This is a genomic window from Sphingomonas sp. NIC1 (genome assembly GCF_001638925.1).
Taxonomy (GTDB): Bacteria; Pseudomonadota; Alphaproteobacteria; order Sphingomonadales; family Sphingomonadaceae; genus Sphingomonas; species Sphingomonas aquatilis.
This window is the reverse complement of the sequence record NZ_CP015521.1, coordinates 363,912-377,216: the sequence shown is the minus strand read 5'-3', so window position 1 is coordinate 377,216 and position 13,305 is coordinate 363,912. Positions and strand designations below refer to the sequence as shown.

The window sequence follows — 13,305 nt, the reverse complement described above, 5'->3', positions numbered from 1 at the left end:
TCGGCAGTGTGGCGATCAATAGCGACCTCAACAGCCCATCACATACCCGCCCCCCGTGCCTTCAATGAACGGCTGACAGAGCCTGCGCCAGATGGTCGACGTCGCTCGCCGAATTGAACAAGGACGGCGTTACCCGGACACATGCGCCATGGGCGGCTCCTGTCCGATGAACGGTGAAGATACGATGGTGCTCAAGCAGTCGCTGGGCGAGGGCGGCATTCGCCTGCGGGCTGATTACCCCTTTGAACCGGAACGAGGTGATAGCGCCATGCGACGCGGGGTCGTCCGGCGTCAGTATCTCGATGCCGGGGATCGCCCGCGCCTGCCGGACCCAGCGGTCGCGAAGCGCGCGCAGCCGAGCGGCGCGGGCGGCACGGTCGATCCGATGCTGAAAGGCGAGTGCGGCGGGGACGGTGAGCCAGGACGCATAATCGAGCGTGCCGGTGTGGATCCGGGCCAAGACGGTGTCGGGGCCGCCCGCGTCTTCGGCGGGATCCCGGTCGATGCGAGACAGCGCGCCTTTGCGGATATGGAGGATGCCGATGCCCAGCGGCGCGCCGAGCCATTTGTGGCCGTTCAGTCCGACGAAATCGCAATCGAGGTCGGGCAGCGCGAAGTCGAGCTGTTGCCAACTGTGCGCGGCATCGACGATGACGTCGATACCGCGGGCATGGGCCATCGCAGTGATCTCGCGAACCGGGATCACCAGGCCGGTCCGGTGGCTCAGGTGGGTGAGGAGGATGAGCTTCAGCCGCGGTTCTTCGGCCATCACCTGTGCATAGGCGTCGATCAGGCTGGCGCGCGTGGCGGGTTCGGGTAGCGCAATGCGACGAACGCGCACGCCACGCCGCGGCCCAAGGCTCTCCATGCACGCCTGCATGCTGTCATAGTCGAGGTCGGCATAGACGATCGCATCGCCTGCGGTCAGACGATTGTAGCCGAGGATCAGCGCCTTCAGCGCCTCGGTCGCATTGCGGGTGAAGGCGATCTCATCGGCAGGTACGCCCAGTTCCGCCGCGACGGCGGTGCGGGCGGCGCCAAGGTCGGCGAGCATGCCGCGCCGGGCGTAATAGCTGGTATCGCGGTTCACACGCGCAACGGCCTGTTCGTAGGCGGCGCGGACGGGGCGGGACATCGCGCCCCAATTGCCGTTTTCGAGCTGAATGACGTCCTGGGGCAGGTCATATTCTGCGGCGACGGTCGCCCAGAACGCCTCGTCGTCCGGGGCGGGATGCGCGGGTGCAGCGGCGCGCGCGGGCAGGGGGAGGGTGGCGGCCATCCCGCCGGCCAGAAGCGCGCGCCGATCGATCATCAGAAGCTTAACCCGAGCCGGACATCGTACCGGCCACCATCGGTATCATAGGGGGCGTTTCGCGAATAGATGAGGCCGCGATTGGCCTGATTGGTCGCCTCCGCCGGATAGGTGTCGAACAGGTTTTCGGCACCGCCACGGATCGAGATGTTCGGCGTCATGCGATAGGTGAGCGAAGCGTCGAAGAGGGCGATGCCGCCGAAGCGCTGGAACAGCTCGCCGGTCGCATTGCCCGTCACATCGGTCCAGGGTCCATAATAGCGACCGCGCAGGATCACGCCGATCGGACCGATATCGTAGCCGAGCGTGCCGGTCGCATTATGCTGGGGCAGGCGCTCCTGGAAGATGCGGCGTTGCGTGTCGTTGGCGATCGCCGCACTCGTCCCGCTACGGACGGTGGTGCGGTTGTAATTGTAAGCCAGCGTGGCGCTGGCCCGACCGCCGCCGAGCGCGCGAGCATAGCTGACGACGACATCGACACCCCGGGTCCGGGTGTTGAAATCGTTGGTAAAGTAGCTGATCGAGGTGAAGCGGTTGGGGTTGGCGAAGCCCGCCGGGATGGCGATGGTCGCCGACTGGCTGAAGCGGTCGTCGACATCGACCTGGTAGAGATCGACAGTCCCGCCCAGCCCGATATGTGTCTGCGCGACGAGGCCCGCGCTGATGTTGCGCGAGGTTTCGGGGCGTAGCGGCTTGGCGCCGAGCGCGACCGCAAGCGGGTCCGTCGGCGCGAGGCGTCCCTGATTGAAGACTTGCAACGTCCGGGTGTCGAGACCCTGGCTCACGACACGGGTGTTGAGCTGCGCCGGGGTCGGCGCGCGGAATCCGGTGGAATAGGTGCCGCGCAGCGCAAGCCATTGGACCGGCTCGACCCGGCCGGAGAATTTGTAGGTGAACTTGTCGCCGAAGCTCGAGAAGTCCTCGTAACGGCCCGCCGTGCCGAGGGTGAGCATCGTGATCGGATGCCATGTGAGGTCGACGTAACCCGCGTTGCTCGTCTGTTTGAAGTTGCCCGCCTGTTGCGGGCCGAAACCGGGGAAGCCGTTGGCGTTGGGGGCAAGACCCGTCGCGGCCCCCGCTCCGATCGCATAGGAGGCCGGATCGCCGACGCCGACCGCGTAACGCTCGATCCGCCGTTCCCCACCGAAGGCGATATTGAGCGGTTCGATGCCGCCGACGGGCAGGCGATAGACGAAGTCCGCGTTGAGGTTCGTCTCACGCTGCGTCAGGCGGCCGAGGTAGAAGCTGGTCGGGCTGGCCGGCCCCAAGGAGGCGTTGAGCGTTTCGCCGATCGTATAGTCGATACGGCTGCGGCCGGCCGAGGCGCTGAGGTCGTAGCTCAGCGCGTCCGACAGGTCGCCGCGTAGGCCGCTGACGAGTTGCAGGTCGGCGAACTGCGTGCCGAAGCGCGGGGTGAAGCCGGCCGGGTAGATGCTGCGGAAGCTGAAACCGGGGAAGACGCTGCTGGCGTTGTAGACGCTGCCGGTGTTGCTGGGATTGCGCCAGTTGAAATCGGTCAGCCCCTCGCCCTGCTGCACCGTACCGAAGGCGTAGACCTTCGCCGCATCGCTGATGTCATAGTGCATGTCGATCGCGCCGCTGATGCGCTCTTCGTCCGGCTGCCCCCAGCGCTGTACCGGGTTCGGCACCGCGAGCGTCGGATTCGCCGCCTGGAACGCGACAGCATCGGGACGCTGGCGGGTGCGCGAGGTGGCCTCCCCATGCGCGAACTGGCCGGTGAAGACGATCGCGCCCTTGTCGTCCAGCGCGATGCCCCCGCGGGCGCCGGACTGGTAGCTGTTGCCGTCCCCGGCATAATATTGGCTGAACTGGCCATAGGCTTCCATCCCCGGCTGGTCGTCGAGCATGATGTTGATGACGCCGGCGATCGCGTCGGAGCCATATTGGGCCGACGCGCCGTCGCGTAGCACCTCGATGCGCTTGATCGAGAGGGTGGGGATGCTGGCGAGATCGGGGGCCTGTGCACCGCGCGTTCCCAGCAGAGCCGAGCGATGATAGCGCTTGCCGTTGACGAGGACGAGCGTCTGGTCGGCGGACAGGCCGCGCAGCGTCGCCGGGCGCACGAACGCCTGTCCGTCGGCGGCGGGCAGGCGCTGCACGTTGAAGGACGGCAGCAACTGCGCCAGCACGGTGGTGAGATCGCTCGATACGCTGGACTGCACCAGCGCTTGCGGCAGCACATCGACCGGTGCCAGCGTATCGAATTGCGTCCGGCCGCGCTCCCGCGTGCCGGTCACGACGATGTCATCTCCACCAGCATCATTCGTCGTGGCCTGACTGACCTCCGAACCTCCCTGCGAGGCAGTGACCTGCGCCGAAACGGCAGGCGCGAGAAGAACGTGCAGCGCCGCAACGGCGCTGGCGGTAGCGAATTTCATGATGACACAGTCCCTTAAGGGCGGCTCTCTCGGCGCCTGTGGACTGCGCGCTAGAGCAGCTTTGTTGCAGTGGCGTTGTGCTTCGAATGCAAAGACGCGTCAGGCCGATGACCGTTATGTGTCACTTCCAACCGGCAGCATCAGTCGCGACGGGAGGATTGGCGCGAGCCGTTCTCCAAACGGGCCCGGTCGCCGCGAACAGCCTCGTTACTGTTCTTGCCGAAATCGAACCGAGCGTTCGGCACAGTCAGGCGCCAGAACCAACGTTGGACGTGGTCCGACACCCACAGCACGTCCCTCTTGTGGCTGCGACCACCGAGTCCTGACCTCAGTCCGATGCGAGCTGCCAGAGTCCAATCAGCCTGGCCTCCGTACGGGACAGGTATCAGAACACCGCCCGCATATCACCGGGTCCCAGCCCTCGTCTTCAGCGTGCTGCCCGGCAGCTTGATCTGCAATTCGCCGCGTGGAAAATCGACGGCATAGCCAGGGAACAGGTTGAGCAGATCGTTGCCGAGGATCAGCGAGGGCGTTGGCTCGCCATCGTCGGCGATCATGATGGGTACGTTCGACAGCGCGATTTTTCCGATCAGCACTTTGGCGATGCGGGCGGTGCGGATTTTCTGGTTGCCGGCGGAGGCGCCACGGATTTCGCCGCCGTCGCTCAGGCGCGGATCGGTATCGCTCCAGCCGAGCAGGCGAATGGCGGCGGCATTGGCGATCGTCACGGCGGCGCCCGTGTCGATCAGGGCCGGCGCCTGCACGCCATCCAGCGTGACGGGCACCGTGACGAAGCCTTCGCCGGTGCGCTGGCCCCGGATCGTCGCGAAGCCCGGCTCGGCGGGGCCGGACGGCGCGGTCGCGATCCGCGCGGTGCTGCGGTCGATCAGCAACTTGCCGCGGCCCAGCCGCTCCATGCCGATGATCCCGCGTGCGTCGGTCACGTTGGCGTTGGGCAGTTCGACGAGTGCGACGTTGCGTGCGTCGAGCAACGCATTGTGCATCCGGTCGATGGGGTACAGGCGGCTCTGCCCGCCGCCGGTCGCGCCGTTGACCTGGATACCTGTGGATCGGCGTGGAAAAGGGACCCCGTTAGCGGGGTGATCGGCGTCGAAAAGGGACCCCTCATCCTGGTGTTCTAGGCTGTTCGCTTGGCGGTGTGTCAGGCGGCGAGATCGGGATGCTGGTATTGGAGACGGTGTTGAGGATCCGGCGCGAGCACGCGTCGGGCAAGGCCATCAAGGCGATAGCGCGGGACCTGCACCTGTCGCGCAAGGTGGTGCGCAAGGCGATCCGGGCGCCGGAAGCGGACATGGGTTATCGGCGAGAGGTGCAGCCGCTGCCGAAGCTGGGGCCGTTTCAGGCGCGACTGGATGCGTTGCTGGAGGAAGATGAGGCACGGCCGCGGCGCGAGAAGCTGCGCCTCACGCGCATCCACGACCTGCTGCTACGCGAGGGGTTCGATGGCTCGTACGACGCGGTTCGCCGTTATGCGGCGCGCTGGCGGCAGGCGCAGCGTCGCGACGTGATGAATGCGCCGGCGTTCATCCCGCTGCTGTTCCGGCCGGGCGAGGCTTACCAGTTCGACTGGAGCCACGAGGACGTCGAGATCTCGGGCAAGCCGATGCGCGTGAAGGTCGCGCATGTCCGGCTGTGCGCGTCGCGGGCAATGTATGTGCGGGCCTATCCCCGCGAGACACAGGAGATGCTGTTCGACGCGCATGCACGGGCGTTTGCTTTCTTCGGAGGCGTGCCGACGCGCGGCATCTACGACAACATGAAGACGGCGGTGACGAGCGTGTTCACCGGCAAGGAGCGGGTCTTCAACCGTCGCTTCCTGGTCATGGCCAACCATTACATGGTCGAGCCGACCGCCTGCTCGCCGGCGTCGGGCTGGGAGAAAGGTCAGGTCGAGAACCAGGTGCAGACCGCACGCGGTCGCTTCTTCCAGCCGCGCCTGCGATTTACCGGCCTCGAGGAGTTGAACGGCTGGCTGGAGGCGGAGTGTCGGCGCTGGGCAGAGTTGCACCAGCATCCCGAGCAGAAGGAGCTGACAGTCGCCCAGGCATGGGCAGCAGAACGGGCGGTGCTCCAGCCTGTTGTCGCACCCTTCGACGGCTTCCACGAGAGCGAGCATGCGGTAAGCGGCACATGCCTCATCAGCTTCGAGCGCAACCGCTATTCCGTTTCTGCCAGGGTGGTGCGACGTGCCGTCCAGGTCCGCGCCTATGCCGACCGCATCGTCGTGCGCTGCGACGGTGAAGTCGTCGCCGACCATCCCCGGTTCTTCGGCCGCGACCGGACCATCTACGACCCGTGGCACTATCTGCCGGTGCTGGTGACCAAGCCGGGTGCCCTGCGCAACGGCGCACCGTTCCAGGGCTGGGAGTTGCCGCCTGCGCTGGCACGACTGCGGCGCAAGCTTGGCACCGGCGACGATGCCGACCGGCGGTTCGTGCGGGTGCTGGCAGCGGTGCTCGACGACGGGCTGGAGGCGGTAGAAGTGGCCGTGCGCGAAGCATTGCTGGCCGGCGTCGCCAGCGACGACGTCATCGTCAACATCCTGGCCCGCCGGCGCGAACCGCCGCGACCGCTGACTATTGTCACGCCAGAAGATCTGGCGCTGCGCCATCCGCCCCGTGCCGACTGCAACCGCTATGACAGCCTGCGAGGTCTCCATGCAGCGGCATGAGATGATGACGGCCATGGCCGAGTTGGGGCTGAAGGGCATGGCTGGCGCCTTCGACGAGGCGGTCACTACCGGTCTCCAGCGCAAGCGCACGACCATGGAGGTCCTGACCGACCTGCTGCGTGCCGAGGCGACGCACCGCCATGCAGCCTCGGTCCGTTACCGGATGTCGGCCGCCAGGTTACCCGCGGTGAAGGACCTCGACGCCTTCGTCTTCGGCGACACTCCCATCAACGAGGGACTGGTGCGCTCGCTGTACAGCGGCTCGTTTCTTCCGGGCCAACGCAACGTCGTGCTGGTCGGTGGAACGGGTACCGGCAAGACGCATCTCGCCACCGCCATCACTGCCAATGTGGTACGAGCCGGCGCCCGCGGACGCTACTTCAACACAGTGGACCTGGTGAACCGGCTCGAGGAGGAAACGCGCCTCGGCAAGGCCGGCACGCTGGCGGCCCAGCTTTCGCGCCTCGATCTCGTGGTGCTCGACGAGCTTGGCTACCTGCCGTTTGCACGCTCGGGCGGTCAACTGCTCTTCCACCTCGTCAGCAAGCTCTACGAGAAGACCTCGGTCATCGTCACCACCAACCTGGCCTTTGGTGAGTGGCCGACCGTCTTTGGCGACCCCAAGATGACCACCGCGCTGCTCGACCGCATTACCCACCATTGCGACATCGTCGAAACCGGCAACGACAGCTGGCGCTTCAAACATCGAAGCTGAAGCCTGGGGCACCGGCAGAGAACGCTTCGTGCTGGTTGCGCCTCCGGTCGGGCTACGCCCGCCCTACGCCGCAACCAGCACGAACAGTGCGCCCGTCATACCCGTTACGCTGCTCGACGAAGGGGGTCCCTTTTGCACGCCGATAGGGGGTCCTTTTTGGACGCCGATTGACAACGAACCGGTCGATCGAGCGCAGCAGATGATCCGCCGGCACGTGTCGCTCTAGGCTGAAGCTGTAGAACAGCGCCTCCTGCGCCACCGTCCGTTCGCCCATCATCGGCCCGTCTCCGCTCACTTGGGCAAGATTGAATCAGACCACCAACATCACTGCAAGACGGCCTTTTTCGACACAATCGGGTCAGGCTGGTCTTGAAGCAGGATCATTCTTTGTCGGGCCCACGCCGTTGAGCGGCATGGACCTCTGTGAAGGTTCAACGGCTGCGCTTGTCCCCGAGAGCATCCCGTTGAGAGAGCCTCCAGCGATGCCGAGCTCCGCCATCAATCCATCGATCAACGGACCGCCCACCCGATATCGCATCGCTGCCGAGACTGCCGCATCTGCCAAATTGACCTGACCGCCGTTGCCGCCTGGCTCGCCGGCCGGCGCCTCGCCGTGAAGGCCGCGAGCATCGACGATGCTGATCCGATCGATGTTCTCCATAGGCTTGCTGGCAGCGGCTATGATCGCGGGCAGGGCCTCTAGCATAGCCTTGCGGATCAGGAGTGCGGTCTGTGCATCGCTGAGGATGTTGGTGGCTTCGTTCAGCGAAGCTTGGCCGGCCGCATCAACCTTGAAGGCAGCCTCACGCCCTTCGGCGCGTGCCTTTTCGGCATCGGCTTCGGCTACGGCCTCCGTGCGAAGCGCACTTGCGCGGGCTTCCGCAGCCTCTTTCTCAGCAGTGGCGGCGACGGTGATCTGAACGGCCTCTTCTTGCGCGCGCTGTGTCGCTGCGATCACTGCTACGTTCTTGTTGCGATTGGCGATTTCCGTCGCCTTGGCGGTAGCGACACTTTCCTCGGCGCGGACTGCAAGCGCGCGCGCTTCGTTAGCGGCGGCCGTTGCGGTGGACTCTTCCTCAGACTTTTGCGCGGTCTGCACAGCGGTCGTGATGCGCGCGATCTCGATCGTACGGTCGCGCTCAATCGTCGCCGTCTGGATCGCGCCATCGCGCGCGATCGTGGCGGTCTTGATCACCTTGTCCGCCTCGGTCTGCGCTACGGTCTGTGCCTGGGTGGCCGTTATCCGGGCAATTTCGGCGAGGCGGGTCTGTTCCGCTTCAGCCGTCGCGATCGCGGTGGCCTGCTCGGCGCGGCGCGCGGAAAGCGTCTGTTCCTGAAGCAACCGCGCCTGTTCGGCAGCCTGAGCGATCTCGAGCGACTGGTTGTTGGCTTCCAGGTTTCGCTGCTCGATCGCCACTCGGTTGGTCGCGACGATATCGTTGCGGGTCTTCTTGCGCTCCTCAATGGTGCGCGTCAGCACCGTCAAACCTTCGGCATCGAAAGCGTTGTTTTCGTTGAAATGCTCGAAGGCAGTCTGGTCGAAATGCGTGATCGACACCGACTCCAAGTGGAATCCGTTCATATCGAGATCGGTGAGTAGCGCCTCCTGTACCTTCTGGATGAAGTCCGCGCGATTGGCGTGGAGGTGCTCCATCGTCATCGTCGCGGCTACCGACCGTAACGCCGAGACCAGCTTGCCATCGAGCAGCGACTTGACCGCATCCGGATTGTTCACCGAATCGCCCAGCGTCTGTGCGGCAGCTGCGATTGACTCCGCGTCGGGCTTGACCTTGATATGGAACAGGCCGACGACATCGACCCGTAGCTTGTCGAGCGTGATCAGCGCATCCTTGTTGAGCCGCGACACCTCCAGCTTCACTGTCGTCAGGCGGACCTGCATCAGCTCGTGAAGAACGGGGATGACCATGATGCCGCCGTTCAGCACCACCTTTTCGCCGCCAAAACCCGTTCGGATCAGCGCGACATCTTTGGTCGCACGGCGGTAAAGACGGGTCAGGATGATGCCGATGACCAGGAAGGCAAACAGCACGATGCCTGCGTAGATCAGGACGTTCAGTAGCGATGCAGGCATGTGTTTCCCCCCTCTTATTCGTCACATGTATCAGATCGATCGAAGAAGAGAATCATCTTCGGCCAGGGCGAAAAATATCTGCCCCTCGCGGCGGACTAGTAACGCACGCTCACCCGTCCTGATGACGGCCGTATCGTCGTGTGGCTCAACCATGATGATATGGGCCTGTCCGTGCTGGTCGACGACTTTCGCCCGGGCAGGGGCCCCGCGCCGCGCGGCGCCTTCCAGAATGGTGCTACGCCGTCTCAATAGATCGTCAGTCGAGATCACGCTGCTCTCAAAGCCCGGCATGATCCGGGCAAGGCCATGAGCAGCGCCGATGTTGAGGAGGCCACCGCCGATCAGCGCACCGATACAAGCCAGCGGCCATGGCATCGGTGCACCGGAAAAAGAGGAAGCCCCCTGCTGAATGGCAACCCCGGTCAGGGTGAAGCATCCAAGTAGAGAGGTCAGCCAGATCAGGACTGGCAATTCGCCGCTCAGTCCCAGCCAGTCTAGCACACCGTGATGTCCATCGACACCGACGTCAGCACTCAGGTCGAGATGGCCAAGCCCCAGCCCGACAGCCTCGATCAGGCCAATTCCGATCATGACGAAGAACGCTATCGCGAACGGTAGATAGGCCGGCGTTAGAAAGTTGGCTAGCATCCGTCGAGACTATCATGATGGCGTACCGATACCACCCGCTACGTGACTGTATTACCCGGCTGCGAATCGCCATCGATGACCTCTGAAGCCGCCAGCTGGCTCCGCTGCCTATCCTTTTTGGGAGAACGAACGGCAGAAGTCGAAAACATCGAACCGGCCTGTGAATGGCCGTTTTGGGGTCCTGCCCTTGGCAGGTGTCGGCCACTAGCGAACATTGCGTAAGCCGTAGTCTGCCAGCGATGATCGATCTTGCCGGGTAAACCTTCCCGGACAACCGGGCGTCAGTCGTATGCACCTACGTTTGTGACGAGTAGCCGGTGCGGCTATTCGTTCATAAAAGGGATTGTGAAATTCAGTTTTACTGTGATGAGGAAAGCCGCTTCGGGGCCGATGCGTTGGTGTTGGGCTTGGGCTTGGGAGAGGTAAGAAGTCATCTAGACCTGATGCTGGACATCCCGACCGTAAGGCCAAGTTATTATGCGGAGCGGCCCCGCCTTGGTGAGACTTGGACCTCTCATCGGATTGAGAAATAAACGTCAGATGCGACCTGCTCCCCGTTTTAGGCCGTTAATAAAATAGCTTGCTTGTCCTCACGCCCGTGGCTGGGACGGTTCGCGAACTCGGCGGGTGCCATGCCGCCGAACTTCGCCTTCCACGCATAGTAGGTCGCGCTCGACTTCCCGTGCTTGCGGCACAGCTCCATCACCACCGCACCTGCCAGGAGCCTCCTTCAGGATGCCGATGATCTGCTCTTCCGAAAACTGCTTCCGCCTCATTCCGTCCGTCCCTTCGTGACGTCCTCCCTATTTTTTCATCCAAGCTGAGTGAGAGTTTTCCGGCCCTTTGAAGCCTGCGGGCAAGGAGCTGGGACATGAAGAAGTCGAGATACACGGAAGAGCAGATTGCGTTTGCGCTGAAGCAGGCGGAGACGGGCACGCCGGTGGCGGAGGTCATCCGCCGTATGGGCGTATCGGAGCAGACCTTTTATCGCTGGAAGAAGGTGTATGGCGGGCTGGGCGTCGGCGAGCTGCGGCGGGTCAAGCAACTCGAGGACGAGAACCGCAAGCTGAAGCAGCTCGTCGCGGATCTGAGCCTGGACAAGCATATCCTGCAGGATGTCCTAGCAAAAAAGCTCTGACGCCTGGGCGACGGCGCGAGATCGTCGCGTACGTCCAGGCGTCCCACGGCGTCAGCGAGCGGCGCAGTTGCCTCGCGCTCGGCGTCGACCGCTCATCGGTGCGCTACGTGTCGCACAAGCCGGACCAGGCGCCGCTGCGGCTGCGCATCCACGATCTGGCGGCAGCACGGGTGCGCTATGGCTATTTTCGGATCTACATCCTGCTGCGCAGGGAGGGCTGGCTGGTGAATCACAAGCGGGTTTACCGGCTATATCGGGAGGATGGATTGAGCCTTCGGCTCAAGCGTCCCCGTCGCAACGTCAGCGCGGCGAACCGCGAACGCCAGCCTGCGGCCTCGGCGCCCAACGAGATGTGGTCGATGGACTTTGTCTCGGATGCCTTGTTCGATGGCCGGCGGCTGCGGGCACTGACGGTGGTCGATGCGTTCACCCGCGAGGCGCTGGCGATCGACGTCGATCAGGGCATCAAGGGCGAGCAGGTTGTCGCGGCGGTGACGCGGATCGCGTCAGTACGTGGTGCACCGAAGACCATTCGGGTGGACAATGGCCCGGAGTTCATCTCGAAGGCGCTCGACCGATGGGCGTATGAGAACGGCGTCACGCTCGATTTCTCGCGGCCGGGCAAACCGACCGACAACGCCTTCGTCGAGAGCTTCAACGGCCGGCTTCGCGACGAGTGCCTGAACAGCCACTGGTTCCTGTCGCTGGCGGACGCTCGTGCCAAGATCGAGGCCTGGCGGCGGGACTATAACGAGAGCCGTCCTCACACGGCGCTTGGCTGGCTCACGCCAGCCGAATATGCTGCATCCGTCGGGGTTAACCCCGACGGATGCAAACCGGAAACTCGCATCATGCCCGGATGAGAAACCGGGGGACCGTCATTCGAGGGCCGGTCTCTAGTTCCAGATGGATGAAGAAACGGGGGGCACGTCAGAACTAATCCATCCGAAATGGCCGCCCTCAGCGTCCAGGAGCAGCTCGCTTGGGGAACACGGACATCGCCGCTAAACGACTGTTTGTGGGTCAACCCTGACCGAAACAGGACGCATACGCCCGCTCGATTGCCGCCCGGTCAGCGCCGCTCGTCAATGCCGCCTTTGCGCGCTCAACGGCATCCTGCGCCTCCCGTCGGATGAGGGGACGGGCGTCCTCGGCATGCCCGGCTAGCGCACCGAGAGCCTTTTGCAGACGTATGCCGACTTCGATCGTGGCGGCACCGTCGCGTGCGATAGGGCGGCACCAATCGTCGAGCAGGTCGGCGAGGTGGATGGCAGGAACATGCACCCGAGCGGGCAAAGACGGCACATCGGCCTGATGATCGACGATCCGCCGCAGGACGCGGGCACCCGCCTCGATCACCGCAATCGCCGTGCCCGGATCGTTGACCGCGGGGGACAGCGCCCGCGACGCGATTTCGGACAGAACGATCAGACCGAATCGCGGGTCATGGTCGAAGGCCCGGTGATGCGACAGGGTGAAGGCCGAGCGGATACGCGCAATACGGTCATCGTCGCACGCACGGGCGACGAGCGCTATTGGCAGTTCGGGTTCCACCAGCTTACCGGGCAGGGCGAGAATGTGGATGTCGGCATCGACGGCCTTGGCGATTTCACCCAGCAGGGCGATATCGACATGAGTGACCCGCGCGACCGTCTCCGGGCAAATCGCGATCATGCCGCGAGGGGGCAAGCCGTCGGGCCGTGCATCCAGGGCCAACGGCATGGCGATCGTGTCGACCGCGGCCAGCGCCGCGCGCTCCACCCGATCGATCGTATCCGCGACGCGGCCAAACCGCGCGATATGTTCGATCCAACGCAGCAACGTGAAGACGATGAATAGGATGACGACGATCGTGCCGAAGAACAGGATCACGCGCCCCGTCTCGCCGTACAGCCCTGTCGATAGCGCGATGATGCCGACGATCGCGAACAGGAAGCTGCCAAGGAAGGTCGCAAGCGTATTCTGCGCGGTACTGTCGTCGATCAGCAGTTGCACGGCCCGCGGGGTGAGCGTGCTCGTTGCGCCCGAATAGGTCGAGACCATCGCGGTCAGCGAGAAGGTCGTCACGGCGAGCATGCTCGAGGCCAGGATGGTGAGGATGTTGTCGACCGACTTCGAGCCGATCTTCGCGGCGAAGTCGTACGAAATCGTATGCCCCACCAACGCGCCCGCCAGCGCAAGGGCGCCGCCGAAGGCGCACACCAATGCCGCCCTGAACCACATCTTGCGGCTGAGCAGGCGGATAAGCCACTGCCATCGGGTCAACGTCGTCCCCTTCCTTGCGCGTTCAAGCGCCGGGATCGATCCGG

At 64.3% G+C, this 13,305-nt stretch carries 9 protein-coding genes and 1 pseudogene; 3 read left to right on the top strand and 7 right to left on the bottom strand.

Annotation, left to right across the window (positions count from 1 at the left end; translation table 11 throughout):
• Positions 1 to 61: 61 nt before the first annotated feature.
• The 3 genes from A7E77_RS01895 to A7E77_RS01885 all read right to left on the bottom strand — a co-directional run bounded on the left by A7E77_RS01895 (position 62) and on the right by A7E77_RS01885 (position 4,715).
• A complete protein-coding gene (locus tag A7E77_RS01895; protein ID WP_063685525.1) occupies positions 62 to 1,312 on the bottom strand; it encodes an aminotransferase class V-fold PLP-dependent enzyme in 1,251 nt (416 codons plus the stop codon).
• Positions 1,312 to 3,711, bottom strand: a complete 2,400-nt coding sequence (locus A7E77_RS01890) for a TonB-dependent receptor plug domain-containing protein (RefSeq protein ID WP_063685523.1) — start codon at positions 3,709 to 3,711, stop codon at positions 1,312 to 1,314. The genes A7E77_RS01895 and A7E77_RS01890 overlap by 1 nt, the downstream gene beginning before the upstream one ends.
• A gap of 404 nt (positions 3,712 to 4,115) precedes the next feature.
• On the bottom strand, positions 4,116 to 4,715 hold the full coding sequence (locus tag A7E77_RS01885) for a retroviral-like aspartic protease family protein (RefSeq protein ID WP_063685521.1): 600 nt from the start codon (positions 4,713 to 4,715) through the stop codon (positions 4,116 to 4,118).
• Between the two features lie 176 nt (positions 4,716 to 4,891).
• Between A7E77_RS01885 and istA the strand changes: the two genes are divergently transcribed.
• A complete protein-coding gene (istA, locus tag A7E77_RS01880) occupies positions 4,892 to 6,403 on the top strand; it encodes an IS21 family transposase (RefSeq protein ID WP_010487546.1) in 1,512 nt (503 codons plus the stop codon).
• A complete protein-coding gene (gene istB, locus A7E77_RS01875; RefSeq protein ID WP_062127353.1) occupies positions 6,390 to 7,118 on the top strand; it encodes an IS21-like element helper ATPase IstB in 729 nt (242 codons plus the stop codon). Before istA ends, istB begins: the two co-directional genes overlap by 14 nt.
• A 358-nt stretch (positions 7,119 to 7,476) precedes the next feature.
• Here istB and A7E77_RS01870 read toward each other — a convergent pair whose 3' ends face one another.
• The 3 genes and pseudogenes from A7E77_RS01870 to A7E77_RS18170 form a co-directional block, all read right to left on the bottom strand.
• Positions 7,477 to 9,210 carry a flotillin family protein gene (locus A7E77_RS01870; protein ID WP_063685519.1) on the bottom strand — a complete coding sequence of 578 codons (1,734 nt, stop codon included), beginning with the start codon at positions 9,208 to 9,210 and terminating at the stop codon, positions 7,477 to 7,479.
• A gap of 30 nt (positions 9,211 to 9,240) precedes the next feature.
• Entirely contained in the window at positions 9,241 to 9,858 is a 618-nt protein-coding gene (locus A7E77_RS01865; protein ID WP_063685517.1) for an OB-fold-containig protein, read from the bottom strand.
• A gap of 619 nt (positions 9,859 to 10,477) precedes the next feature.
• Positions 10,478 to 10,634 (bottom strand): annotated as a pseudogene (locus tag A7E77_RS18170) (transposase); the annotation flags it as partial.
• Positions 10,635 to 10,729: 95 nt separating this feature from the next.
• Between A7E77_RS18170 and A7E77_RS01850 the strand changes: the two are divergent.
• Positions 10,730 to 11,859 (top strand): IS3 family transposase gene (locus A7E77_RS01850; RefSeq protein ID WP_413243585.1). Its coding sequence is split into 2 segments (ribosomal slippage): positions 10,730 to 10,985 and positions 10,985 to 11,859, totalling 1,131 coding nucleotides; the frame shifts between segments, so codons are not numbered across the junction.
• Between the two features lie 160 nt (positions 11,860 to 12,019).
• Here the strand turns inward: A7E77_RS01850 and A7E77_RS01845 are convergent.
• Positions 12,020 to 13,261 (bottom strand): DUF2254 domain-containing protein, encoded by a 1,242-nt coding sequence (locus A7E77_RS01845; protein ID WP_226341806.1) that lies wholly within the window; start codon positions 13,259 to 13,261, stop codon positions 12,020 to 12,022.
• Positions 13,262 to 13,305 lie beyond the last annotated feature (44 nt).